This is a genomic window from Escherichia sp. WS1368 (genome assembly GCF_046487485.1).
GTDB lineage: Bacteria > Pseudomonadota > Gammaproteobacteria > Enterobacterales > Enterobacteriaceae > Escherichia > Escherichia coli.
The window spans coordinates 150,538-174,659 of the sequence record NZ_JBJQJI010000006.1 but is presented as its reverse complement, the minus strand read 5'-3'; the positions used below and the strand labels follow the sequence as shown (position 1 = coordinate 174,659).

Below are 24,122 nucleotides of genomic sequence, written 5' to 3'. Positions count from 1 at the left end.
CGCCTGGCGGGATGCCAGGCGCAGTTATTACCAGTCGATACCCGGCTGCGCCTGAATGCCGTTATCAAAAGCATGTTTGACGGGGCGGATTTCGCTGACCGTATCCGCCATTTTTAATATCTGACTGTGGCAACCGCGTCCGGTGACAATGACACTTTGTTGTGCCGGGCGGTTTTGCAGAGAAGCGATCACTTCTTCGGTATCCAGATAATGGTAAGCCAGCATATAGGTCAGCTCATCAAGCACCACTAAGTCGTAACGCTTGTCAGCCAGCATCCGTTTGCTTTCCGACCAGACCTCTTTCGCAGCGTCGATATCCGCTTGCCGGTTCTGTGTCTCCCAGGTAAAACCGGTTCCCATAATATGAAACTCAACCCCGAGCGGCTGGAGAAGGTTGTATTCGCCGTTGTCCCATTGCCCCTTGATGTACTGCGCAACCCCCACCGTTTTGCCATGACCCACCGCGCGCGTCACAGTACCAAACGCGGCAGTGGATTTCCCTTTGCCATTGCCGGTGAAAACAATCAAAATCCCTTTTTTCTCTATCGCCGCCGCGACGCGCGTATCGACCTGTTCCTTCAATTTCTGCTGGCGTTGCACATGCCGTTCAGTTGAAATTCGCGCTTCCATTCATTTTCCTTAATGTCCCGCAGGGCAACTGGCGCAGCGGTGTTGCTGCTCAAACTGACTAAAGAAATTATTGCCTTTATCATCTACCAGGATGAATGCGGGCAGATTTTCCACTTCCATCATCCACACCGCTTCCATACCCAGCTCCGGGTATTCCAGACAACGCAGACTTTTGACATATTCTTGCGCCAGTAACGCAGCTGCACCGCCAATACTACCCAGATTGAAGCCACCATGTTTGTGACAGGCATCGGTGACCTGCTGGCTGCGGTTACCTTTCGATAACATTACCAGACTGCCGCCAGCAGCCTGGAAGGTATCGACATAACCGTCCATTCGACCGCCCGTGGTTGGACCCAGTGAACCGCAGGCCATGTTCTCCGGTGTTTTCGCCGGGCCAGCGTAATAGACAATATGATGCTTCAGGTAATCCGGCATCGGTTCGCCGCTATCCAGCCGCGCTTTTATTTTGGCGTGGGCGATATCGCGCGCCACTACGATGGGACCACTTAACGACACGCGGGTACCTACCGGTAATCTGGCGAGATCCTGCATCACGTCACGCAACGGACGGTTTAGATCCAGTTGTACATGTTGCGCGTGATTTTCTTCCCGCAGTGAGGCTGGAATATATTGCCCCGGATTGTGTTCGAGTTTTTCCAGCCAGATACCGTGCTTGTTAATTTTTGCTTTGATATTGCGATCGGCAGAACAGGAGAGCGCCATAGCTATCGGGCAGGAGCCACCGTGACGCGGCAGACGAATGACGCGAATATCATGAGCGAAATATTTACCTCCAAATTGCGCACCAATACCAAATTGCTGACTGGCCTCGAGCAATACTTTTTCCAGCTCAATATCACGGAATGCTTGTCCTTGCTCGTTTCCGCTGGTGGGCAAATTGTCGTAATATTTCGTAGAGGCCAGCTTGGCAACTTTTAAGGTTTGATCGGCTGAAAGCCCTCCGACGACAAAGGCGATGTGGTAAGGCGGGCAGGCAGCGGTGCCCAGCGATTTCATTTTTTCGATTAAAAATGCGGTCAGTTTTTCTGGTTGCAATAAGGATTTGGTTTCCTGATAAAGTGCGGCTTTATTGGCGGAGCCGCCCCCTTTATTAACACAGAGAAAATGGTACTCATTACCAGCGACAGCGCTGATATCAATCTGCGCCGGGAGATTGGTTTGCGTATTGACTTCGGTATACATATCCAGCGGCGCATTTTGTGAAAAGCGCAGATTATTTTCCTGGAAAGTACTGTAAATGCCTTTGCTTAAGGCTTCAGCGTCGTTACCTCCCGTCCATATCTGTTGCCCTTTACTGGCAACAATAGTTGCGGTGCCGGTATCCTGACAGTTGGGTAATACCCCTTTTGCTGAGACTTCAGCATTACGTAATAACTGCAACGCAACGTATTTATCATTACTACTGGCCTGCGGATCGTTAAGAATGCTGGCGACCTGTTGCAAATGAGCGGAACGTAAGAAAAAAGAGGCTTCATAAAATGCCTGCCGGGCAAGCAGCGTTAATGCTTCAGGAGCGATTTTTATCACTTCTTCGCCGTCTAATTCCGTTACTGTAATATGTTGATCGCTAATTAATGTATATTCTGTACCGTCTTTGTTTTGTAGAAACGGTTCTTGCCAGATAAATGGTTTGGACATATTTCACTTTTCACCTTAAACGTTAGTTTTACTTAATTGCCGTCTAACTTCATGATCCGGCTTATAAAAATGCGTAGTCATTGGCTTCTGATTGCTTAAGATCCCCCTCAGGGCAGAGCAACGTTCGATTCATTGGGTTTTAATGCTTTACCCCGACAGCCCTCGCCGAAATGTTCGCCTTCCCACCGACTCACCATCGCAGCGCCCATTGCGTTGCTCATGACGTTTGTCGCTGAACGCCCCATATCAAGGAACGGATCAACGCCCATCAGCAAGATCAGCCCCGCTTCCGGAATATTGAACTGGTTGAGCGTGGCGGCGATAACCACCATTGAGGCGCGTGGTACGCCAGCCATTCCTTTCGAGGTCAACATCAGGATCAACAGCATGGTGATTTGCTCACCGATGGATAAATGGATATTGCAGGCCTGGGCGATGAAAACTGTGGCGAAGGAGCAGTAGGCCATTGATCCAACGAGATTAAATGAGTAGCCAATGGGTAAGACAAAGCTGGCAATTTTGGGGGAAACGCCAAATTGCTCCAGTTTTTCAAGCGTTCCCGGAAAAGCCGCTTCAGAACTGGATGTGGTAAATGCCAGCAGGGCGGGTTCCGAAAGGGCGCGGGTCAGGCGTCTGATGCAGGGGCCAACATAAACGATGGCCAGACCGATAAGCAGCACCCAAAGTAATAACATGGTGAAATAAAATTCACCCATAAAGATCCCGGCGCTCACCATAACTGCCAGTCCTCGTTCAGCAATCAATGCTGAAATAGCAGCGAATACGGTCAGGGGAGCGAAGAGCATGACGTAGCCAGTGAGCTTTAACATGGCATGTGCCAGCGAATCTAAGGCGTGAACGATGGCGCTGCCTTTCTCGCCAATCGCCGTCAGGCTACAGCCGAGGAAAATTGAGAACACCACGATTTGCAAAATTTCATTGTGCGCCATGGCATCGACAATGCTGGTGGGGAAAGCATGCGAAATAAATACTTTTAGCGTAAAGGGTTCTGACGCGACCACTCCGGTGGTTTCGGCTCCGTGTGCAACAAAATTAATTCCTGTGCCTGGCATGAAGAAATTTACTGTTATCAAGCCTAAGGCAATTGACAGCAATGAGGCGCAAATAAATAAAAAGAGTGTTTTAGAAAAAATACGACCAAGGGCTTTGGCATCTCCCATTTTAGCTATACCTACCACCAGGGTAGAGACCACTAACGGAGCGATAATCATTTTTATCAGTCGTAAGAAAATCGTCGTGAATATCGATATTTCTTGCGCATAGAGTTTTGCGGTTTCCGGTGAAGCAGTGTTATTGAGCACTACGCCGATAATCATTCCAAGTACCAGCGCCAAAAGAATCATCGTGGTTAAACTTATTTTCTTCATTTTTTCCTCCATCAGGTGCACCGCGATAAATCAGAATCAGGAGAAGTAGATGCTCGAATAGAGATTCAGGCATCTACCTGCTATTACAACCTTACAAATAGCTGAAGTGTTGAACTGCAATAAGTGACGGGATGTCAGTTGGCTAAAAGTGTTCGGATTTTTACAAATCGAAACTCATATTTAATAAAGGTGCATGTTGCTGTGCGCCATAGACATCATTGTCACCTACATTCCCGGAGATAATATCTCGTGGCATGACGATTTTTACTGCGTTAGAAGGATCAAACCAGACAATACGATGAATAAAGTCAGGTTCAACATGATATAAGCGCGCGATCAGTTCTGGGGTTAATTGCCCTGATGATTTAACTCGCTCATAGTTTTCTTTCGTTTTAAATAAAATATCTAAAACCAGTTCGTAAGGTCCGGCATTTTTCGAACGAATGACTTGCGCCAGTGAGACAATTGACTGTTTCATGCCTGAACTCCTTCTGGCGTCACCTGTTCAATATGGAAATCAAAACGCAGAGCGTCGTTGGCTTCAATCAGGTGATATATGGAAAATTCGTATACTGGCCCGCCCTGGATATCAGAAGGGGAGAACGGGAACGCCAGATTACCTGCGGTAGCGATGCGGTTTTCATAGCCGTAGTGCAGCATGGTAGAGCGCACCAGCGAGCAAACGCTGTTGGCAATTTCCTGGGTCGGTGCAACTACATCAAGGACAATCCCCAGCTCATGCCCGGCAGTTTGCATCGGTTCATGGTCTCCCATCACCCCGTTTTTGCCGTACAGGTGGAAATTGATGCGAATGCTGTCATCGTCGAGCGACAGGTTACGCGAAACGCTGGTTTTGACTTCATCGATGATTTTATCGATCCCGGCGATCATGATCGGGTCGCGCGTTCCTGCGATGGTCAGACAGCGGAAGCCCACTCGTCGCGCACCTTCCAGTTTCAGGGCATACGGCGTTTCTTCATGCTTAGAACCGCTGACGTACACTTCGCTGTCATTGACCGCTTTAAATGTGCAGCCTTTCAGGTTCAACACGCCGCCAGGTCCAGGCAGGAAGTAGGGATCGGATTTCTCATACAGTGTGTGTGCAGCCGCTGACGTTTCGGTAAATTTACGCTTCGGATTAAATGTCTTCAGCGTAAAGCCGTTGTCATCAATGATGCCCATCGCACAGTCAGAGCCTGAGCCGGGCGTTGCGGCGATTGCCGCGCATTCAAGGATTTTCCCACAATGCAGCGCCAGACCTTCATCAAAGCCTTGCATGATCGGAAGCGCAGCAAAGCAGGCCGGGTCGTAAGCGCGCCCGCCCAGCACCACTTGCGCGCCTTCTTTCAGCGCCCGCTGGAAGGGTTCGATGCCCATTTGCGCAACGATATACGTACTTTCGTCAATCGCGTCGTGGGTTAACGGCGGGACAAACTCCAGCGCCGTGATTTTGCCGTTATCCAGCGCCTGGTGGACGATGGCTTTGTCAACGTCTGCCGGGATCAGCGCCATTGAGAACGAGAGGTGCTCTTCCTGGGCAATCTCATGAATTATTTCTCGGCACCACTCCAGGTGTGGTGCGGCACCAGAACCGCCAGCCGTTCCGATCACCACCGGTATATTATTTTGCACGCCTGCGGTGATCATATAGCGCAGATCGCGCTTGACCCCTGCGCGATCGGTAAACGGTTTGCCTGCCCCGAGGTAGTGGGGGCCTGGATCGGAAGAGCCTGCATCAACGGCGATCAGATCGGGCGATTCTGCCATCGCTTTACGGAAGCTCTCTTCCGGGAATCCATACCCGAGGATTGCCGTTGGCGATAACACTTTAAAAGAACGAGCCATTTGTTAATCCTTAGCCTGCAACAGCGCGATAGTACGATTCATTTCGTTGAAGACGATATCGAGGCCTTCGTCAAAGCCCATCCCTGGCTTTACCAGCATACGCATAGGGCGAGCGGCAAGGGCGACGTGGACACAGGTGCGGGCACTGACATCAGTTTCATTGCAGGTGCCGCCCTGGTACGCTTCCATGCTGTGGCTATTGCAGTAAAGAACCGCATCGACGATGTTGTGAATACTGCCCAGATCCGGGGTTTTGATTTGCACCATGTGACAACTGGCGGCATCAGTAAAATCAACAATATCCTGGTAGGTGTTACACCATTCATCGGCCACAATTTTCACGCCGGAACCGAGGCGCGTCAGCTCTTTGGTAATCGCGGTCAGCAGGCGAATTTGATCGGGCTTGTTACCGGCATCGACCGGCCCTTCAATGTAGAGCGGCAGGCCTTGCGCTTCTTTTTCCAGGCTGGCGATGTATTGCGCACAGCGAAGCGGATCCATATCGAAGATCAGACCGATAGTGCCGTATACATCGATGTGCAGGGTAGGGTGGTAGCGTGCGCTGGTGCGCTTGCTCAGAATACGATCCGACAGCCAGCGGACATATTCGCGCAGTTTTTCACCTTTAAAGCCTAGTTTCTCTTCGACGTTATTAATCAGTGCATGGGGCAGCACGTCGATGCCCTTAAGGATCATCTTATCGACGGCGATATATCGATCGTCACCGCTCTGACCAAATAATGGAATGGATTCCGCCACGCGTGGCAACTGCCATTCATCGCAAACTACTTCAGTTTTCAGACGGCCGGTTGCCAGCGCGGTAGCATCAAGCAGCGCCTGTGATAATCCGTAGCGCACGGCGGTATGCAGCAAGTTGCCGTCAATACGCAATTTGTCGAAGAAACGGGCATTCGGCAGGAAAGCATCCACATCGCGGCCTACCAGTAATGGCTTGATATGGTCGTTGAGAAACGGAATAAAGTGCTCAGCGAGGAACAGTGGATCGCGACCACCTGCCCCGGAATACTGTACGGCAGCACAGTCACCTACGGCGACCGCGCCGTTTTCCAGAATCAACTGTACCGATACGCACTCCCCGGCCTGACGAACGGCGTTAAACCCCTGTGTTACCGGCTCCCCGGTATAAAAAAAGCCGTCATGACCCGCTCCGTTTTTTATCGCCTGCTGGTCATCGAAATAGAATGAGGAGTAGCCAGCGGTGAACAGGGCCTGTTTTATTTTCATTATGGTCTTCCTATTAATTTACTGTGGGATACAGCATTGATGTCATCTACAACCATCTGGAATGTCGGTTGGCGTCCTTCAAAGCGTGCGCGTTCAGCAACGTAATCGTGGTGGAGGTCGAGAATATCTTTTGGCAATGGAACGGCTCCAGCTTCCAGTACGCGTATCGCGCCGGTGTTGTCACGGACCGGAAGAATTTTGCCCGCGTTACACGCGGCTGGTGCAAACGGCACATCCAGTACGCCCGCTTCAAATGCCAGCACCGTACCGCGCGCAATATCACCATTACCCAGTTCGAACACTTTATTGAGTACCGCGCGAACCTCGCTCTTAATCAGTTCAATTTCCAGTTCAACCGCAGGGCACGGCGGGAATTTCTGCTCATTGACCATGTTGAGCATCTGGCGGGAGGCTTTCAGCCCCTGAATGTTGGCAGCGGCAGTCGGGATTCCACAGGCTTCGTGCGGACTTTTGGTGATGACTTTGGTGGCACCAGACATCCCCGCGACGGCTGCGCCCCAGGAGATAATAGCGAACGCTTTCGATTCGTCTTCCGGAAAGCCGCCCATCCACTGGTGAAACACGGTACTTAATTCATAGTCGGTATAGCCATAGCTCTGAAAATATTCGTGTGCAAGTTCACGCAGAGACTGGATCGCCGCAACATCCTGCGTCAGGCTGCCGACCTGTCCATAACCAACGGTGATAGATTTCACACCCTGTTCCAGCGCCAGCAAGCCTTCGATTATCGCGATAGAGTGCGAGATAAACGGCGGGATCAGCGTACCTGTTAGTGGGCCAAACGGTTCGCGGTTGATGCGGATCCCGTGTTCTTCATACATCCCCATTAAACGGTCGCAGTACTGCCAGTCGCGGATCGATTTTTCCAGCGTTACGCGTTTGGCATACGGAATGTTGTAGGAAATGCCGCCGCCTTCATAACTGGTAAAGCCGCTGGACATCGAGATTTCTGCCAGCAGACGCGCATCTGGCGTGCCGTGGCGGATCTGTAGCGGTTTTTGCAGGGCTTCGGTGAGGCGACGGCAAGCTGCGACACCATGGTTAACTACCGGCAAACCGTTCAGTTTAGAGGTTCCGGCTTCGATGGATTTTTTAATCCCTAAAGCCGCTTCTTCGTACCGATTCAGACGGGTATATGCATCGATAGTGCTCGGCAGCAGATCGCACTCTTCTTGTAGTGTTTTCAGTAGTTCGATGTGTTCGTCCATCAGCGCCACACCTGCGCGCGGTTGGCTAAGGGTTTTACCTTCCTTGTCTGCTTTCAACAGCGCAAGAGAGAAGCGTTTATGCTCAGGAATGGTTTGTTGGTATTTAACGCCATCTTCAAAGTTTTCAACATCCTTGCCGGTTTCCCAGGTTTTCAGTACCTGTTGCCGCTCGGTCATGAATTCGTCATGGGTTAATTTCTTATTTCGAAGTTCCATTGATTGCAGCCTTAATTGTTATAGGGTTAAGCATTGAATACTGGTGCGCGCGGCGGCCAGTGGATCGACTCTGGCGACGTTTGCCAGCAGTGGTAATAGCCCCCGGGAATCGCGGTAATATTCAAATTCGGTCGGTAAGAGAATGCGTTTACCGTCGTCGTTTAACTCGCGGTATTTCAACCAGTGATGCATATCGAACTGACTGGCACGCGAGAGCCAACCGCCGGAACCCACGACTTTACGCACGGTTGTCAGGTCACGTCCCATCTGTAAATCGACATTGCCGACGCAGGTGCAGACCTCTTTTTTGGTGCCCGCATGTCTTTCGGTGGCATAACCCACACACAGTCCGGCCAGGACGGTATCGAAATATTTTTCTTCTGCATTCGCGGGTAAGTAGTCGGGATGAGCGACTAGATGACGGAGGTAATGATAAAAAGCGTCCAACTGTGCGGGTTGCTTAGCAAAATTCACACTGACTAACTCTTTCGCACTTTCACCAACCACCATTGCCGAGACGCGCATTCCCAGATCGCCTTCCACCGTCCGTTTTACGAAGGGTTCCGGTACGCCATGTAAAACAGTGTCGGGCGAGAGCGTGTTGGCACAGGCGGAATAGACATCGGTGGTTGCACCGCCCATGTCGATCAGCATGAACTCTTTCCAGCTGTGATCGACGTTACTGATTGCCTTAACCAGTTCAAAGACCGTCCATGGTGTCGGCATTGGTTCTTCGCCTGTTTTATCAACAATGACATCCAGCCCTTTCCCTTTAACGATGCGTTTAAGGAATATGTCGCAGATAGCCTGGCGTGCAGCTAAAGGGTTCGGATGGTCAAGATCGGGCAGAACGTTGTCGACGATGGTCAGGTCTTTATGCCCGAGGATCTCCTGCACCTCGTCCTGAATATCCCGGTTTCCGGCATAAATAATGGCGCAGTCGAGTTTGGATTCTGCCAACACACGGGCGTTATTCAGTCCGTAGCTTTCTTCTCCGCCATCGGTGCCGCCGGTGAATAAGAGAATATCGGGCTGCGTTTCTTCCAGTGCCTGGATATCACGGCGGTTCAGCTTGTAGGCGTAATATTGCGCAATTTTAGCACCCGCAGAGTGAGCGGTTACTTTCGCGGTTTCCAGGGTGATAGAAGGCACCAATCCCATTGCGGCAACCGCCAGCCCACCTTTGGCAGAGGAGGAATACTTCAATGCAACCTCACCACTGTTTAACAGGGGGAGGGCATCATCTACGTTTAACACCTGGTCCAGGCTGGAGAAAAACCCCTTCGCCAGATGATGGGTGGTGGTTGGGGTCAGAACGTGGTTAACCAACGTTAACGCGTCCCCCTCCCGGGTGAAGAGGGCTGCTTTGGTCCACGTCGAACCAATATCGACAGAGACGATTTGCATCAGATTGCCTCTTCAAGAATGCGAGTATCAACGTTATGACGTTGGTTGATATCGTGGGCCATCAGCTGACAAACATCTTCTAAGTCATGACTTGGGGAAAAGACGCGATCAAATCCCATCTCTTTGAACTTGGTTTCCACGTCAGCGAAGTCATGTTTTCCGACCACCAGGTTACCGCCCACATAGAGCAGGATGTTACCCAGCCCACGCTCGATGCAGCATTCGCGCATGCCCAGACAATCGATATCGCCATGCCCATAGATAGAGGAGACGACAATCGCGTCAGCACCAGTTTCAATGGCAGCATCAATATATTCGTCCTGGCTGACCATTACGCCCAGATTAATAACTCTGAAGTCATGGTTGCTAAAAACGCGGTCCAGAACTTTATTGCCTACTGCATGGCAGTCCGCGCCAATAACGCCAATCACAAGTGTTGCTTTCTTCATGGGTAATCCTTTGTAAGACAGAGAGTAAAATAAGTTACACACGTCGTATTTATGGCCGCTCATAACGGCACAGGTTTAATATCACAGGAGTGTCTTTATCTGACCGTAATGTTGCAATTGATCTATTTTCAAAATGTCTTTCGGGAAATGATTGTTTAAAGTGTGTTTTCAAATTCTCATTTTAATTCAGTGTGTTATGTCAACTAATGTCATGAATGTTAAATTTTTAAAATTAACTTGATTTGATGTATTGAGATAATTGTGATCAACTTCTAATTTGCATTTTTGTGACGTGGCTTTAGCCATGAGTAAATGCATTTCATAAAAGTTAAGTCGAATTTCACTGCAATTCATCTCTGCTTAATGTAAAAATAATGTTGAAAATAACAAATAATTAATGATTCATGCGAATTATGACCTTTGTTAGCTCTTTTGATTTTTCGTAAAAAAGAAAAGTACATGAAGGTGCTACCAGTACGAGTAACGTTAATCAAAAGTTTTATTACGTCTGGCAATAACGCAGGCCATTTTCGCGACAGGAGGGATTTAATCAGTATAATCCTCATACAATAGGTCAGGATTTACTGAACCGTTAACGGGGATTTGGTGTTGAAATTTAGAAATGGCGGAGTCAATTAATGAAGACAATATCGGAAAAATGACAGTGTCAGAATTAATTTCAATTAATCCTTCTCGTTGTTGACCAAAAAAGATATTTATCTTGATTTCATTTGTACTACGGCAATCAATATGCAGTAATTTTTGATCGCTGAGATTTTCTGTTTCATAAATGTTTTTGGCGATAGTCGGATGTATTGATGCCAGACATCTGCTCAGATAAGCCAGATCCTTTAGGGAACACCCCGCTGAGTAGAGGATGTCAGAGAATTTTTGTGTGTCAACTGTTGTCTCTGAAGCGTATGTTGCATTGACAGGAAGGGTGTTGAACGAGATTTGAGATGGGATCATTATTTAAATCTTTCCGTGAGTAATAAAAATTAATCCCCGGGCATTGTTTGGCAATATTTGCCACAGGGAATATATAAAAATTAAAGTATTTGATTGGCATCGGTTAACTGATCAATAACCAGTGCCAGATTGGTAAACATTTTGAAAAAGCGATACTGGCTCGGAATATCTCTTTCAAAGACGAAACATTCAATGTCATTGTTTGAAAAATAAAGGACTAGTGTTGCTGATTCGTCAGGAAAAATATGGAAATATATCTGGTTACCAGAAGGAGGATAGTCCAGAAGAAGGGTATCTTTGCCCGTCACATACCTGTTGTGGTCGTGGATGCTACGCTCACACTTCATTAGAGGTGTCATGATACTCATGTATTCATCTGATGTTAATATATTAAAATCACCATCCATTTTAAAGAAACGATAAAGTAACAGTACATCCTCTTGCGTAACCGGTTCGTTTGTTTTTAGAGGGAAATAAGTGGGAACCAGAAGATGAGGTTCTAATCTATTTTGTTGAGCGCTATAACTAAATTTGAACATAAATTCCGGAACGCTCATCAATTGAGCGACATAATTATGCCTGGCTTCAAAAATTTTAACTTTTATCAGGTTAAATAAGTCTGTTTCGTCATCCTGTATTAAAAGACATTGGCCATAGCAGCCAGGCTTTTTTTCATTATAAGCAGAAACGGTTATTCTGTCAGGAGTGTCAACGTTATATCCAAAAGCCAGATAGTGACCTTCCTCATCGAGATTTGTTTCCAGGTTATTTAAATTCATCACATGAAGTGTTTGCAATGCTGATTCAATGAGCTGTTGACTCTCTGAGGTAAATGTTTCGCGCTGCGTTGTATAAAGTGTATCGATTCCAACGACTATCCGATGTGGGTCAAGGATGGCGGCAATCATCTTTATTACCTGCACAGTCACGGGTGATGTCATTGATTCTTTATCTGTTTTTAGAGAATCATTAGATGGCCAACCTGAGAAGCGATTGACAGCCGAACCGATATTATCAGGACTCATAGCAGCAACCTCATTGTAATCAAGCGAGGCGCTGAGCGTACTCGGCTATAGAAAAACTAACTTGCAAAAATCGCTCATTTTTCATTTATCAGGCGAAAGTGGCCTCTGTTCACTCAGAAACAATCACTCCCGCTAAGTCATACCTGTTTCATCGATACATTTAAGTGATTATTACTAATGAAACAATAACATAACGGGCATATGGTCGGTGCTCATAAAGGCAACAATCAATTAACTTTGATAAAAATATGTTATGTGAAATAGCAACAAATTGGCTACTCTAATCAATTGGTATTATAAAAAGTGGATAGGGCGGTTCTGTTAAATAAAACACTGTTTTTTTATCTATACTTTTTCATTGTAATAATTGTGTTGCATAAATATTTCACAATAAATTAACAATAAAATTACCAATGATCTATGGTTTATACATAATTAACATATTTGGTTGATTTTGATATAAATCAATTTTTAATTCTTGAAAAAAATCTGCAAAACACGATAAATTGTCGTAGATCAAATTGGTGAGATCGTGACAATTTCGCTATAAATTGATCACTGTCGAAAAATGCAAATTTGCTCAATAAAAACCTGTTTATTGTAAGGATTTTGCGGCGTAATATAATTACGGGATCAATTTGGTTTATTCATTAACATATTTGTAACTTTTTTATCATTGTCTTTTCCTCTTTTGATGAAATGGCAACGATAGAGGCGAGCAAATAATTTTGTATTGGGGCATGCGTGTGACCCTTTCTAACGGGGTTCACTCTCGGAGTCTTCATGCGATGAGCAAGGAGTCATGATGTTAGATATAGTCGAACTGTCGCGCTTACAGTTTGCCTTGACCGCGATGTACCACTTCCTTTTTGTGCCACTGACGCTCGGTATGGCGTTCCTGCTGGCCATTATGGAAACGGTCTACGTCCTTTCCGGCAAACAGATTTATAAAGATATGACCAAGTTCTGGGGCAAGTTGTTTGGTATCAACTTCGCTCTGGGTGTGGCTACCGGTCTGACTATGGAGTTCCAGTTCGGGACTAACTGGTCTTACTATTCCCACTATGTAGGGGATATCTTCGGTGCGCCGCTGGCAATCGAAGGTCTGATGGCCTTCTTCCTCGAATCCACCTTTGTAGGTCTGTTCTTCTTCGGTTGGGATCGTCTGGGTAAAGTTCAGCATATGTGTGTCACCTGGCTGGTGGCGCTCGGTTCAAACCTGTCCGCACTGTGGATTCTGGTTGCGAACGGCTGGATGCAAAACCCAATCGCGTCCGATTTCAACTTTGAAACTATGCGTATGGAGATGGTGAGCTTCTCCGAGCTGGTGCTTAACCCGGTTGCTCAGGTGAAATTCGTTCACACTGTAGCGTCTGGTTATGTGACTGGCGCGATGTTCATCCTCGGTATCAGCGCATGGTATATGCTGAAAGGTCGTGACTTCGCCTTCGCTAAACGCTCCTTTGCTATCGCTGCCAGCTTCGGTATGGCTGCCGTTCTGTCTGTTATTGTTCTGGGTGATGAATCTGGTTACGAAATGGGCGACGTGCAGAAAACCAAACTGGCTGCTATTGAAGCCGAGTGGGAAACGCAACCTGCGCCTGCTGCCTTTACTCTGTTCGGCATTCCTGATCAGGAAGAGGAGACGAACAAATTTGCGATCCAGATCCCTTACGCGCTGGGTATCATTGCAACGCGTTCCGTGGATACTCCAGTTATCGGCCTGAAAGAACTGATGGTGCAGCATGAAGAACGCATTCGTAACGGGATGAAGGCGTACTCTCTGCTCGAGCAACTGCGTTCTGGTTCTACCGACCAGGCGGTTCGTGACCAGTTCAATAGCATGAAGAAAGACCTCGGTTACGGTCTGCTGCTGAAACGCTATACGCCAAACGTGGCTGATGCGACTGAAGCGCAGATTCAACAGGCAACCAAAGACTCCATTCCGCGTGTAGCGCCGCTGTACTTCGCGTTCCGTATCATGGTGGCGTGTGGCTTCCTGCTGCTGGCAATCATCGCGCTCTCTTTCTGGAGTGTCATCCGCAACCGCATTGGCGAGAAAAAATGGCTGCTGCGCGCCGCGCTGTACGGTATTCCGCTGCCGTGGATTGCTGTAGAAGCGGGCTGGTTTGTGGCTGAATATGGCCGCCAACCGTGGGCTATCGGTGAAGTGCTGCCGACAGCTGTGGCGAACTCGTCACTGACCGCAGGCGATCTCATCTTCTCAATGGTGCTGATTTGCGGCCTGTATACCCTGTTCCTGGTGGCAGAATTGTTCTTAATGTTCAAGTTTGCACGCCTCGGCCCAAGCAGCCTGAAAACCGGTCGCTATCACTTTGAGCAGTCTTCCACGACTACTCAGCCGGCACGCTAAGACAGGAGTCGTCAAATGATCGATTATGAAGTATTGCGTTTTATCTGGTGGCTGCTGGTTGGCGTTCTGCTGATTGGTTTTGCAGTCACTGACGGTTTCGACATGGGGGTGGGCATGCTCACCCGTTTCCTCGGTCGTAACGACACCGAGCGTCGAATTATGATTAACTCCATCGCACCACACTGGGACGGTAACCAGGTTTGGCTGATCACCGCAGGCGGCGCACTCTTTGCTGCCTGGCCGATGGTCTATGCCGCTGCGTTCTCCGGCTTCTATGTGGCGATGATCCTCGTGCTGGCGTCTTTGTTCTTCCGTCCGGTCGGTTTTGACTACCGCTCCAAGATTGAAGAAACCCGCTGGCGTAACATGTGGGACTGGGGCATCTTCATTGGTAGCTTCGTTCCGCCGCTGGTGATTGGTGTAGCATTCGGTAACCTGTTGCAGGGCGTACCGTTCAACGTTGATGAATATCTGCGTCTGTACTACACCGGTAACTTCTTCCAGCTGCTTAACCCGTTCGGCCTGCTGGCTGGCGTGGTGAGCGTAGGGATGATCATTACTCAGGGCGCAACCTATCTGCAAATGCGTACCGTGGGCGAACTGCACCTGCGTACCCGTGCAACGGCTCAGGTGGCGGCACTGGTGACACTGGTCTGCTTCGCACTGGCTGGCGTATGGGTGATGTACGGTATCGATGGTTATGTTGTGAAATCAACAATGGACCATTACGCAGCCTCTAACCCGTTGAATAAAGAAGTGGTTCGTGAAGCTGGCGCATGGCTGGTTAACTTCAACAACACGCCAATTCTGTGGGCTATTCCGGCACTGGGTGTAGTTCTGCCGCTGCTGACCATCCTGACTGCTCGTATGGATAAAGCTGCGTGGGCGTTTGTGTTCTCCTCCCTGACGCTGGCCTGCATCATCCTGACTGCCGGTATCGCAATGTTCCCGTTTGTGATGCCGTCCAGCACCATGATGAACGCAAGTCTGACAATGTGGGATGCAACTTCCAGCCAGCTGACGCTTAACGTCATGACCTGGGTTGCGGTGGTTCTGGTACCGATCATTCTGCTCTACACCGCCTGGTGTTACTGGAAAATGTTCGGCCGTATCACCAAAGAAGATATTGAACGTAACACCCACTCTCTGTACTAAGTAAGGAGCTAAAAATGTGGTATTTCGCATGGATTCTGGGAACGCTTCTTGCCTGTTCGTTTGGGGTAATCACCGCGCTGGCGCTTGAGCACGTCGAATCAGGCAAAGCCGGTCAAGAAGACATCTGATGAGTAAGATTATCGCAACCTTGTATGCGGTAATGGACAAGCGCCCCCTGCGGGCGCTTTCCTTCGTGATGGCGCTTCTGTTAGCAGGATGTATGTTTTGGGACCCATCACGTTTCGCCGCGAAGACCAGTGAACTGGAAATCTGGCATGGTTTATTGCTGATGTGGGCCGTCTGTGCTGGTGTTATTCACGGCGTGGGCTTTCGTCCGCAGAAGGTTCTCTGGCAAGGGATTTTTTGCCCTTTGCTTGCCGATATTGTTCTCATTGTCGGGCTGATTTTCTTCTTCTTTTAAATCAGAATTCTCTTTAAAAATTTATGGGCCGCTCCAGGCCCATAAATTTTTACGCTCCCTTAACTTGCCCTCATTCCCAAACCTCAATCGCGCGCGTATAGTAGCAGCGTTTAAAAGCTCTAACTTTTGTTGCATTACCGGGATGTAAAGTGAATACAACGCTGTTTCGATGGCCGGTTCGCGTCTACTATGAAGATACCGATGCCGGTGGTGTGGTGTACCACGCCAGTTACGTCGCTTTTTATGAAAGAGCACGCACAGAGATGCTGCGTCATCATCACTTCAGTCAACAGGCGCTGATGGCTGAACGCGTTGCCTTTGTGGTACGTAAAATGACGGTGGAATATTACGCACCTGCGCGGCTCGACGATATGCTCGAAATACAGACTGAAATAACATCAATGCGTGGCACCTCTTTGGTTTTCACGCAACGTATTGTCAACGCCGAGAATACTTTGCTGAATGAAGCAGAGGTTCTGGTTGTTTGCGTTGACCCACTCAAAATGAAGCCTCGTGCGCTTCCCAAGTCTATTGTCGCGGAGTTTAAGCAGTGACTGACATGAATATCCTTGATTTGTTCCTGAAGGCTAGCCTTCTGGTTAAACTTATCATGTTGATTTTGATTGGTTTTTCAATCGCATCCTGGGCCATTATTATCCAGCGGACCCGTATTCTTAACGCAGCGGCGCGTGAAGCCGAAGCGTTTGAAGATAAATTCTGGTCTGGAATCGAACTCTCTCGCCTCTATCAAGAGAGTCAGGGGAAACGGGATAATCTGACTGGTTCGGAACAAATCTTTTACAGCGGGTTCAAAGAGTTTGTGCGCCTGCATCGTGCCAATAGCCATGCGCCGGAAGCCGTAGTGGAAGGGGCGTCGCGTGCTATGCGTATCTCCATGAACCGTGAACTTGAAAATCTGGAAACGCACATTCCGTTCCTCGGTACGGTTGGCTCCATCAGCCCGTATATTGGTCTGTTTGGTACGGTCTGGGGGATCATGCACGCCTTTATCGCCCTCGGGGCGGTAAAACAAGCAACACTGCAAATGGTTGCGCCCGGTATCGCAGAAGCGTTGATTGCGACGGCAATTGGTCTGTTCGCCGCAATTCCGGCGGTAATGGCTTATAACCGTCTCAACCAGCGCGTAAACAAACTGGAACTGAATTACGACAACTTTATGGAAGAGTTTACCGCGATTCTGCACCGCCAGGCGTTTACCGTTAGCGAGAGCAACAAGGGGTAAGCCATGGCCAGAGCGCGTGGACGAGGTCGTCGCGATCTCAAGTCCGAAATCAACATTGTACCGTTGCTGGACGTACTGCTGGTGCTGTTGCTGATCTTTATGGCGACAGCGCCCATCATCACCCAGAGCGTGGAGGTCGATCTGCCAGACGCTACTGAATCACAGGCGGTGAGCAGTAACGATAATCCGCCAGTGATTGTTGAAGTGTCTGGTATTGGTCAGTACACCGTGGTGGTTGAGAAAGATCGCCTGGAGCGTTTACCACCAGAGCAGGTGGTGGCGGAAGTGTCCAGCCGTTTCAAGGCCAACCCGAAAACGGTCTTTCTGATCGGTGGCGCAAAAGATGTGCCTTACGATGAAATAATTAAAGCACTGAACTTGTTACATAGTGCGGGTGTGAAATCGGTTGGTTTAATGACGCAGCCTATCTAAACATCTGCGTTTCCCTTGCTTGAAAGAGAGCGGGTAACAGGCGAACAGTTTTTGGAAACCGAGAGTGTCAAAGGCAACCGAACAAAACGACAAGCTCAAGCGGGCGATAATTATTTCAGCAGTGCTGCATGTCATCTTATTTGCGGCGCTGATCTGGAGTTCGTTCGATGAGAATATAGAAGCTTCAGCCGGAGGCGGCGGTGGTTCATCCATCGACGCTGTCATGGTTGATTCAGGTGCGGTAGTTGAGCAGTACAAACGCATGCAAAGCCAGGAATCAAGCGCGAAGCGTTCTGATGAGCAGCGCAAGATGAAAGAACAGCAGGCTGCTGAAGAACTGCGTGAGAAACAAGCGGCTGAACAGGAACGCCTGAAGCAACTTGAGAAAGAGCGGTTAGCTGCTCAGGAACAGAAAAAGCAGGCTGAAGAAGCCGCAAAACAGGCCGAGTTAAAGCAGAAGCAAGCGGAAGAAGCGGCAGCGAAAGCGGCGGCAGATGCTAAAGCGAAGGCCGAAGCGGATGCTAAAGCTGCGGAAGAAGCTGCGAAGAAAGCGGTTGCAGACGCGAAGAAAAAAGCAGAAGCAGAAGCCGCCAAAGCCGCAGCCGAAGCGCAGAAAAAAGCCGAGGCAGCCGCGGCGGCACTGAAGAAGAAAGCGGAAGCGGCAGAAGCAGCTGCAGCTGAAGCAAGAAAGAAAGCGGCAACTGAAGCTGCTGAAAAAGCCAAAGCAGAAGCTGAGAAGAAAGCGGCTGCTGAAAAGGCTGCAGCTGAGAAGAAAGCGGCTGCTGAAAAGGCTGCAGCTGATAAGAAAGCGGCAGCAGAGAAAGCTGCAGCCGACAAAAAAGCAGCAGAAAAAGCGGCTGCTGAAAAGGCAGCAGCTGATAAGAAAGCAGCGGCAGAAAAAGCCGCCGCAGACAAAAAAGCGGCAGCTGCAAAAGCAGCAGCTGAAAAAGCCGCTGCAGCAAAAGCTGCCGCAGAGGCAGATGATATTTTCGGTGAGCTAAGCTCTGGTAAGAATGCACCGAAAACGGGGGGAGGGGCGAAAGGGAACAATGCTTCGCCAGCCGGGAGTGGTAATACTAAAAACAATGGCGCATCAGGGGCCGATATCAATAACTATGCCGGGCAGATTAAATCTGCTATCGAAAGTAAGTTCTATGACGCATCGTCCTATGCAGGCAAAACCTGTACGCTGCGCATAAAACTGGCACCCGATGGTATGTTACTGGATATCAAACCTGAAGGTGGCGATCCCGCACTTTGTCAGGCTGCGTTGGCAGCAGCTAAACTTGCGAAGATCCCGAAACCACCAAGCCAGGCAGTATATGAAGTGTTCAAAAACGCGCCATTGGACTTCAAACCGTAATCGCGATGTTGACTGTTCCGACGGTCAACATCAGGCACCGGTTGCCACGGGGTTCTGGTAGTTTTGTGTATTTTAGTTTGTTAACATTCTGCTAAATTATCGTGGGCCATCGGTCCAGATAAGGGAGATATGATGAAGCAGGCATTACGAGTAGCATTTGGTTTTCTCATACTGTGGGCATCAGTTCTGCATGCTGAAGTCCGCATTGTGATCGACAGCGGTGTAGATTCCGGTCGTCCTATTGGTGTTGTTCCTTTCCAGTGGGCGGGTCCTGGTGCGGCACCTGAAGATATTGGCGGCATCGTTGCTGCTGACTTGCGTAACAGCGGTAAATTTAATCCGTTAGATCGCGCTCGTCTGCCACAGCAGCCGGGTAGTGCGCAGGAAGTACAACCAGCTGCATGGTCCGCGCTGGGTATTGACGCTGTAGTTGTCGGTCAGGTCACTCCGAATCCGGATGGTTCTTACAATGTTGCTTATCAACTTGTTGACACTGGCGGCGCACCGGGTACTGTACTTGCTCAGAACTCGTACAAAGTGAACAAGCAGTGGCTGCGTTATGCTGGTCATACCGCCAGTGATGAAGTGTTTGAAAAACTGACCGGCATTAAAGGTGCGTTCCGTACCCGTATTGCCTACGTTGTTCAGACCAACGGCGGTCAGTTCCCGTATGAACTGCGCGTATCTGACTATGACGGTTACAACCAGTTTGTCGTTCACCGTTCACCGCAGCCGCTGATGTCTCCGGCGTGGTCACCAGACGGTTCTAAACTGGCTTATGTGACCTTCGAAAGCGGTCGTTCCGCGCTGGTCATCCAAACGCTGGCAAATGGCGCTGTACGTCAGGTGGCTTCATTCCCGCGTCACAACGGTGCACCTGCATTCTCGCCAGACGGCAGCAAACTGGCATTCGCCTTGTCGAAAACCGGTAGTCTGAACCTGTACGTAATGGATTTGGCTTCTGGTCAGATCCGCCAGGTGACGGATGGTCGCAGTAACAATACCGAACCGACCTGGTTCCCGGACAGCCAGAACCTGGCATTTACTTCTGACCAGGCCGGTCGTCCACAGGTTTATAAAGTGAATATCAACGGCGGTGCGCCACAACGTATTACCTGGGAAGGTTCGCAGAACCAGGATGCGGATGTCAGCAGCGACGGTAAATTTATGGTAATGGTCAGCTCCAATGGTGGGCAGCAGCACATTGCCAAACAAGATCTGGCAACGGGAGGCGTACAAGTTCTGTCGTCCACGTTCCTGGATGAAACGCCAAGTCTGGCACCTAACGGCACTATGGTAATCTACAGCTCTTCTCAGGGGATGGGATCCGTGCTGAATTTGGTTTCTACAGATGGGCGTTTCAAAGCGCGTCTTCCGGCAACTGATGGACAGGTCAAATTCCCTGCCTGGTCGCCGTATCTGTGATAATAATTAATTGAATAGTAAAGGAATCATTGAAATGCAACTGAACAAAGTGCTGAAAGGGCTGATGATTGCTCTGCCTGTTATGGCAATTGCGGCATGTTCTTCCAACAAGAACGCCAGCAATGACGGCAGCGAAGGCATGCTGGGTGCCGGCACTGGTATGGATGCGAACGGCGGCAATGGCAACATGTCTTCCGAAGAGCAGGCTCGTCTGCAAATGCAACAGCTGCAGCAGAACAACATCGTTTACTTCGATCTGGACAAGTACGATATCCGTTCTGACTTCGCTCAAATGCTGGATGCACACGCAAACTTCCTGCGTAGCAACCCGTCTTACAAAGTCACCGTAGAAGGTCACGCGGACGAACGTGGTACTCCGGAATACAACATCTCCCTGGGTGAACGTCGTGCGAACGCCGTTAAGATGTACCTGCAGGGTAAAGGCGTTTCTGCAGACCAGATCTCCATCGTTTCTTACGGTAAAGAAAAACCTGCAGTACTGGGTCATGACGAAGCGGCATACTCCAAAAACCGTCGTGCGGTACTGGTTTACTAAGAGAATTGCATGAGCAGTAACTTCAGACATCAACTATTGAGTCTGTCGTTACTGGTTGGTATAGCGGCCCCCTGGGCCGCTTTTGCTCAGGCACCAATCAGTAGTGTCGGCTCAGGCTCGGTCGAAGACCGCGTCACTCAACTTGAGCGTATTTCAAATGCTCACAGCCAGCTTTTAACCCAACTCCAGCAACAACTCTCTGATAATCAATCCGATATTGATTCCCTGCGTGGTCAGATTCAGGAAAATCAGTATCAACTGAATCAGGTCGTGGAGCGGCAAAAGCAGATCCTGTTGCAGATCGATAGCCTCAGCAGCGGTGGTGCAGCGGCGCAATCAACCAGCGGCGATCAAAGCGGTGCGGCGGCATCAACGACGCCGACAGCTGATGCTGGTACTGCGAATGCTGGCGCGCCGGTGAAAAGCGGTGATGCAAACACGGATTACAATGCAGCTATTGCGCTGGTGCAGGATAAATCCCGCCAGGATGACGCAATGGTGGCATTTCAGAATTTCATCAAAAATTACCCTGATTCAACTTACCTGCCAAACGCCAATTATTGGCTGGGTCAGTTAAACTACAACAAGGGTAAAAAAGATGATGCGGCGTATTATTTTGCTTCGGTAGTGAAAAACTATCCGAAGTCACCAAAGGCTGCAGATGCGATGTTTAAAGTCGGCGTCATCATGCAGGACAAAGGTGATACCGCAAAAGCGAAAGCCGTATACCAGCAGGTTATCAGTAAATACCCTGGTACTGATGGCGCTAAACAGGCACAAAAACGTCTTAACGCGATGTAATGCATAACACACGACCAGAAGTCGCATTATTTCTGGTCGTGTCGTGCGAATCATAAGCAGTTGAGTGATCTACATCGAAATTTTTGTTGCGCTCAAGTCTGAAATCAGTAATATATGCCGCCGTTGCCACGGGATATCAAACAAACCGAAAGCAACGAAAAAGTGGGTCGTTAGCTCAGTTGGTAGAGCAGTTGACTTTTAATCAATTGGTCGCAGGTTCGAATCCTGCACGACCCACCACTAACCTAGTTAGTTGTAGTATCCAGCGTAGTATCGGGTGATTAGCTCAGCTGGGAGAGCACCTCCCTTACAAGGAGGGGGTCGGCGGTTCGATCCCGTCATCACCCACCACCGGGTCGTTAGCTCAGTTGGTAGAGCAGTTGACTTTTAATCAATTGGTCGCAGGTTCGAATCCTGCACGACCCACCACTAATTACGGTGGGTTCGGTGGAAGTAGTTTGTAGTATCCAGCGCAGTATCGGGTGATTAGCTCAGCTGGGAGAGCACCTCCCTTACAAGGAGGGGGTCGGCGGTTCGATCCCGTCATCACCCACCACTCGGGTCGTTAGCTCAGTTGGTAGAGCAGTTGACTTTTAATCAATTGGTCGCAGGTTCGAATCCTGCACGACCCACCAATTTTAACATCAAACTCAGATGTTAAGCGTGAAGGATAACGTTGCGCCAGCAACGGCCCGAAGGGCGAGCGAAGCGAGTCATCCTGCACGACCCACCAATTTTAAAGATTGGTTCCGAGTAGAAATCTTTCAGGTAACACCCGTATGGGTCGTTAGCTCAGTTGGTAGAGCAGTTGACTTTTAATCAATTGGTCGCAGGTTCGAATCCTGCACGACCCACCATCCTGAATGATTAAAGCAGCATAATCCCGCAAGGGGTCGTTAGCTCAGTTGGTAGAGCAGTTGACTTTTAATCAATTGGTCGCAGGTTCGAATCCTGCACGACCCACCAATGTAAAAAAGCGCCCTAAAGGCGCTTTTTTGCTATTCAGGCATCTCTCAATTTCAATTCTTAACCCTGATGACATACTCCGCGCTTGCTGCGTAAACAACTCTACGTCGGAGGAATAAGACGCAAAGTGTGGCATTCGTCATCTCATACGTAATTCGAGTGACTTTTCCCCACCATTCGACTATCTTGTTTAGCATATAAAACAAATTTCACCGATAACAGCGAATATTACGCTCATGTCGGTTTTAACGTTAAGCCTGTAAAACGAGATGGTAAGATGAGCGTGATGTTTGATCCAGACACGGCGATTTATCCTTTCCCCCCGAAGCCGACGCCGTTAAGCATTGATGAAAAAGCGTATTACCGCGAGAAGATAAAACGTCTGCTAAAAGAACGTAATGCGGTGATGGTTGCCCATTACTATACCGATCCCGAAATTCAACAACTGGCAGAAGAAACCGGTGGCTGTATTTCTGATTCTCTGGAAATGGCGCGCTTCGGTGCAAAGCATCCCGCTTCTACGTTGTTAGTCGCTGGGGTGAGATTTATGGGAGAAACCGCCAAAATTCTCAGTCCGGAAAAAACAATTCTGATGCCGACACTTCAGGCTGAATGTTCACTGGATCTCGGCTGCCCTGTTGAAGAATTTAACGCATTTTGCGATGCCCATCCCGATCATACTGTCGTTGTCTACGCCAACACTTCTGCTGCGGTAAAAGCGCGGGCAGATTGGGTGGTAACTTCAAGCATTGCCGTCGAACTTATTGATCATCTGGATAGTTTGGGTGAAAAAATCATCTGGGCTCCCGACAAACATCTGGGGCGTTACGTGCAAAAACAGACGGGCGCAGACATTTTATGCTGGCAGGGTGCCTGCATTGTGCATGATGAATTTAAGACTCAGGCGTTAACCCGCTTGCAAGAAGAATACCCGGATGCTGCCATACTGGTGCATCCAGAATCACCACAAGCTATTGTCGATATGGCGGATGCGGTCGGTTCCACCAGTCAACTGATCGCTGCTGCGAAAACATTGCCACATCAGAGGCTTATTGTGGCAACCGATCGGGGTATTTTCTACAAAATGCAGCAGGCGGTGCCAGATAAAGAGTTACTGGAAGCACCAACCGCAGGTGAGGGTGCAACCTGCCGCAGCTGCGCGCATTGTCCGTGGATGGCCATGAATGGCCTTCAGGCCATCGCAGAGGCATTAGAACAGGAAGGAAGCAATCACGAGGTTCATGTTGATGAAAGGCTGCGAGAGAGGGCGCTGGTGCCGCTCAATCGTATGCTGGATTTTGCGGCTACACTACGTGGATAA

The 24,122-nt window shown here is 49.1% G+C and carries 23 protein-coding genes and 7 tRNA genes; 19 read left to right on the top strand and 11 right to left on the bottom strand.

Translation table 11 applies throughout. The features are described 5' to 3' along the window. Positions 1-27: 27 nt before the first annotated feature. The 11 genes from cobO to ACJHYD_RS14035 form a co-directional block, all read right to left on the bottom strand. Positions 28-630, bottom strand: a complete 603-nt coding sequence (gene cobO, locus ACJHYD_RS14085) for a cob(I)yrinic acid a,c-diamide adenosyltransferase (protein WP_000388207.1) — start codon at positions 628-630, stop codon at positions 28-30. A 9-nt stretch (positions 631-639) separates the two neighbouring features. Then, positions 640-2,292: a class I fumarate hydratase gene (locus ACJHYD_RS14080; RefSeq protein ID WP_001550823.1), complete on the bottom strand. Its 1,653-nt coding sequence runs from the start codon at positions 2,290-2,292 to the stop codon at positions 640-642. A gap of 107 nt (positions 2,293-2,399) precedes the next feature. After that, entirely contained in the window at positions 2,400-3,680 is a 1,281-nt protein-coding gene (locus ACJHYD_RS14075; RefSeq protein WP_000724204.1) for a dicarboxylate/amino acid:cation symporter, read from the bottom strand. Between the two features lie 160 nt (positions 3,681-3,840). After that, positions 3,841-4,158: a DUF4387 domain-containing protein gene (locus ACJHYD_RS14070; protein ID WP_000813947.1), complete on the bottom strand. Its 318-nt coding sequence runs from the start codon at positions 4,156-4,158 to the stop codon at positions 3,841-3,843. Then, the gene (locus tag ACJHYD_RS14065; RefSeq protein WP_000124258.1) at positions 4,155-5,525 is read right to left on the bottom strand and encodes an acyclic terpene utilization AtuA family protein; all 1,371 of its coding nucleotides are present in this window, start codon (positions 5,523-5,525) and stop codon (positions 4,155-4,157) included. Before ACJHYD_RS14065 ends, ACJHYD_RS14070 begins: the two co-directional genes overlap by 4 nt. Positions 5,526-5,528: 3 nt before the next feature. Next, positions 5,529-6,770, bottom strand: a complete 1,242-nt coding sequence (locus tag ACJHYD_RS14060) for a methylaspartate ammonia-lyase (RefSeq protein WP_000695027.1) — start codon at positions 6,768-6,770, stop codon at positions 5,529-5,531. Beyond that, positions 6,770-8,215, bottom strand: coding sequence for a methylaspartate mutase subunit E (locus tag ACJHYD_RS14055; protein WP_001550824.1), 1,446 nt, complete (start codon positions 8,213-8,215; stop codon positions 6,770-6,772). The genes ACJHYD_RS14060 and ACJHYD_RS14055 overlap by 1 nt, the downstream gene beginning before the upstream one ends. A gap of 18 nt (positions 8,216-8,233) precedes the next feature. Beyond that, the gene (glmL, locus tag ACJHYD_RS14050; RefSeq protein WP_001550825.1) at positions 8,234-9,622 is read right to left on the bottom strand and encodes a methylaspartate mutase accessory protein GlmL; all 1,389 of its coding nucleotides are present in this window, start codon (positions 9,620-9,622) and stop codon (positions 8,234-8,236) included. Then, complete coding sequence (glmS, locus tag ACJHYD_RS14045; RefSeq protein ID WP_001550826.1) at positions 9,622-10,071, bottom strand: methylaspartate mutase subunit S; 450 nt, start codon at positions 10,069-10,071, stop codon at positions 9,622-9,624. Before glmS ends, glmL begins: the two co-directional genes overlap by 1 nt. A gap of 546 nt (positions 10,072-10,617) precedes the next feature. Then, positions 10,618-11,040, bottom strand: a complete 423-nt coding sequence (locus ACJHYD_RS14040; protein WP_000613113.1) for a hypothetical protein — start codon at positions 11,038-11,040, stop codon at positions 10,618-10,620. An 80-nt stretch (positions 11,041-11,120) separates the two neighbouring features. Further along, positions 11,121-12,065, bottom strand: a complete 945-nt coding sequence (locus ACJHYD_RS14035; RefSeq protein ID WP_001550827.1) for a hypothetical protein — start codon at positions 12,063-12,065, stop codon at positions 11,121-11,123. Between the two features lie 805 nt (positions 12,066-12,870). Here ACJHYD_RS14035 and cydA point away from each other — a divergent pair. The 19 genes from cydA to nadA all read left to right on the top strand — a co-directional run bounded on the left by cydA (position 12,871) and on the right by nadA (position 24,122). Beyond that, a complete protein-coding gene (cydA, locus tag ACJHYD_RS14030) occupies positions 12,871-14,439 on the top strand; it encodes a cytochrome ubiquinol oxidase subunit I (RefSeq protein WP_000884361.1) in 1,569 nt (522 codons plus the stop codon). A 15-nt stretch (positions 14,440-14,454) separates the two neighbouring features. Continuing rightward, positions 14,455-15,594: a cytochrome d ubiquinol oxidase subunit II gene (gene cydB / locus ACJHYD_RS14025; RefSeq protein WP_000568275.1), complete on the top strand. Its 1,140-nt coding sequence runs from the start codon at positions 14,455-14,457 to the stop codon at positions 15,592-15,594. Between the two features lie 14 nt (positions 15,595-15,608). Further along, the gene (gene cydX / locus ACJHYD_RS14020; RefSeq protein ID WP_000270282.1) at positions 15,609-15,722 is read left to right on the top strand and encodes a cytochrome bd-I oxidase subunit CydX; all 114 of its coding nucleotides are present in this window, start codon (positions 15,609-15,611) and stop codon (positions 15,720-15,722) included. Beyond that, complete coding sequence (gene ybgE / locus ACJHYD_RS14015) at positions 15,722-16,015, top strand: cyd operon protein YbgE (protein WP_000034602.1); 294 nt, start codon at positions 15,722-15,724, stop codon at positions 16,013-16,015. Before cydX ends, ybgE begins: the two co-directional genes overlap by 1 nt. Positions 16,016-16,164: 149 nt before the next feature. Next, complete coding sequence (gene ybgC, locus ACJHYD_RS14010; protein WP_001098384.1) at positions 16,165-16,569, top strand: tol-pal system-associated acyl-CoA thioesterase; 405 nt, start codon at positions 16,165-16,167, stop codon at positions 16,567-16,569. Continuing rightward, complete coding sequence (gene tolQ, locus ACJHYD_RS14005; RefSeq protein WP_000131314.1) at positions 16,566-17,258, top strand: Tol-Pal system protein TolQ; 693 nt, start codon at positions 16,566-16,568, stop codon at positions 17,256-17,258. Before ybgC ends, tolQ begins: the two co-directional genes overlap by 4 nt. A 3-nt stretch (positions 17,259-17,261) precedes the next feature. Continuing rightward, positions 17,262-17,690 (top strand): colicin uptake protein TolR, encoded by a 429-nt coding sequence (gene tolR / locus ACJHYD_RS14000; RefSeq protein WP_000090097.1) that lies wholly within the window; start codon positions 17,262-17,264, stop codon positions 17,688-17,690. 64 nt (positions 17,691-17,754) lie between these two features. Then, complete coding sequence (gene tolA / locus ACJHYD_RS13995) at positions 17,755-19,053, top strand: cell envelope integrity protein TolA (protein WP_001550828.1); 1,299 nt, start codon at positions 17,755-17,757, stop codon at positions 19,051-19,053. 132 nt (positions 19,054-19,185) lie between these two features. Then, positions 19,186-20,478 (top strand): Tol-Pal system beta propeller repeat protein TolB, encoded by a 1,293-nt coding sequence (gene tolB / locus ACJHYD_RS13990; RefSeq protein ID WP_001295307.1) that lies wholly within the window; start codon positions 19,186-19,188, stop codon positions 20,476-20,478. A gap of 34 nt (positions 20,479-20,512) precedes the next feature. Further along, positions 20,513-21,034 (top strand): peptidoglycan-associated lipoprotein Pal, encoded by a 522-nt coding sequence (gene pal / locus ACJHYD_RS13985; RefSeq protein ID WP_001295306.1) that lies wholly within the window; start codon positions 20,513-20,515, stop codon positions 21,032-21,034. A gap of 9 nt (positions 21,035-21,043) precedes the next feature. Beyond that, positions 21,044-21,835, top strand: coding sequence for a cell division protein CpoB (cpoB, locus tag ACJHYD_RS13980; protein ID WP_000097569.1), 792 nt, complete (start codon positions 21,044-21,046; stop codon positions 21,833-21,835). A gap of 164 nt (positions 21,836-21,999) precedes the next feature. Beyond that, positions 22,000-22,075: transfer RNA gene (locus tag ACJHYD_RS13975), tRNA-Lys, on the top strand. Positions 22,076-22,110: 35 nt separating this feature from the next. Next, positions 22,111-22,186, top strand: a tRNA-Val gene (locus ACJHYD_RS13970). 2 nt (positions 22,187-22,188) lie between these two features. After that, positions 22,189-22,264: transfer RNA gene (locus ACJHYD_RS13965), tRNA-Lys, on the top strand. A 51-nt stretch (positions 22,265-22,315) separates the two neighbouring features. After that, positions 22,316-22,391: transfer RNA gene (locus ACJHYD_RS13960), tRNA-Val, on the top strand. 3 nt (positions 22,392-22,394) lie between these two features. Further along, a tRNA-Lys gene (locus ACJHYD_RS13955) sits at positions 22,395-22,470 on the top strand. 146 nt (positions 22,471-22,616) lie between these two features. Continuing rightward, positions 22,617-22,692, top strand: a tRNA-Lys gene (locus tag ACJHYD_RS13950). 33 nt (positions 22,693-22,725) lie between these two features. Then, positions 22,726-22,801 (top strand) — tRNA-Lys (locus ACJHYD_RS13945). A gap of 277 nt (positions 22,802-23,078) precedes the next feature. Beyond that, the gene (gene nadA / locus ACJHYD_RS13940; RefSeq protein WP_000115271.1) at positions 23,079-24,122 is read left to right on the top strand and encodes a quinolinate synthase NadA; all 1,044 of its coding nucleotides are present in this window, start codon (positions 23,079-23,081) and stop codon (positions 24,120-24,122) included.

What these genes read in the sequence shown, in the direction of transcription:
- cobO (WP_000388207.1), bottom strand. Translation starts at nt 630, where the DNA reads ATGGAAGCGCGAATTTCAACTGAACGGCATGTGCAACGCCAGCAGAAA.
- ACJHYD_RS14080 (WP_001550823.1), bottom strand. Translation starts at nt 2,292, where the DNA reads ATGTCCAAACCATTTATCTGGCAAGAACCGTTTCTACAAAACAAAGAC.
- ACJHYD_RS14075 (WP_000724204.1), bottom strand. Translation starts at nt 3,680, where the DNA reads ATGAAGAAAATAAGTTTAACCACGATGATTCTTTTGGCGCTGGTACTT.
- ACJHYD_RS14070 (WP_000813947.1), bottom strand. Translation starts at nt 4,158, where the DNA reads ATGAAACAGTCAATTGTCTCACTGGCGCAAGTCATTCGTTCGAAAAAT.
- ACJHYD_RS14065 (WP_000124258.1), bottom strand. Translation starts at nt 5,525, where the DNA reads ATGGCTCGTTCTTTTAAAGTGTTATCGCCAACGGCAATCCTCGGGTAT.
- ACJHYD_RS14060 (WP_000695027.1), bottom strand. Translation starts at nt 6,770, where the DNA reads ATGAAAATAAAACAGGCCCTGTTCACCGCTGGCTACTCCTCATTCTAT.
- ACJHYD_RS14055 (WP_001550824.1), bottom strand. Translation starts at nt 8,215, where the DNA reads ATGGAACTTCGAAATAAGAAATTAACCCATGACGAATTCATGACCGAG.
- glmL (WP_001550825.1), bottom strand. Translation starts at nt 9,622, where the DNA reads ATGCAAATCGTCTCTGTCGATATTGGTTCGACGTGGACCAAAGCAGCC.
- glmS (WP_001550826.1), bottom strand. Translation starts at nt 10,071, where the DNA reads ATGAAGAAAGCAACACTTGTGATTGGCGTTATTGGCGCGGACTGCCAT.
- ACJHYD_RS14040 (WP_000613113.1), bottom strand. Translation starts at nt 11,040, where the DNA reads ATGATCCCATCTCAAATCTCGTTCAACACCCTTCCTGTCAATGCAACA.
- ACJHYD_RS14035 (WP_001550827.1), bottom strand. Translation starts at nt 12,065, where the DNA reads ATGAGTCCTGATAATATCGGTTCGGCTGTCAATCGCTTCTCAGGTTGG.
- cydA (WP_000884361.1), top strand. Translation starts at nt 12,871, where the DNA reads ATGTTAGATATAGTCGAACTGTCGCGCTTACAGTTTGCCTTGACCGCG.
- cydB (WP_000568275.1), top strand. Translation starts at nt 14,455, where the DNA reads ATGATCGATTATGAAGTATTGCGTTTTATCTGGTGGCTGCTGGTTGGC.
- cydX (WP_000270282.1), top strand. Translation starts at nt 15,609, where the DNA reads ATGTGGTATTTCGCATGGATTCTGGGAACGCTTCTTGCCTGTTCGTTT.
- ybgE (WP_000034602.1), top strand. Translation starts at nt 15,722, where the DNA reads ATGAGTAAGATTATCGCAACCTTGTATGCGGTAATGGACAAGCGCCCC.
- tolR (WP_000090097.1), top strand. Translation starts at nt 17,262, where the DNA reads ATGGCCAGAGCGCGTGGACGAGGTCGTCGCGATCTCAAGTCCGAAATC.
- tolB (WP_001295307.1), top strand. Translation starts at nt 19,186, where the DNA reads ATGAAGCAGGCATTACGAGTAGCATTTGGTTTTCTCATACTGTGGGCA.
- pal (WP_001295306.1), top strand. Translation starts at nt 20,513, where the DNA reads ATGCAACTGAACAAAGTGCTGAAAGGGCTGATGATTGCTCTGCCTGTT.
- cpoB (WP_000097569.1), top strand. Translation starts at nt 21,044, where the DNA reads ATGAGCAGTAACTTCAGACATCAACTATTGAGTCTGTCGTTACTGGTT.
- nadA (WP_000115271.1), top strand. Translation starts at nt 23,079, where the DNA reads ATGAGCGTGATGTTTGATCCAGACACGGCGATTTATCCTTTCCCCCCG.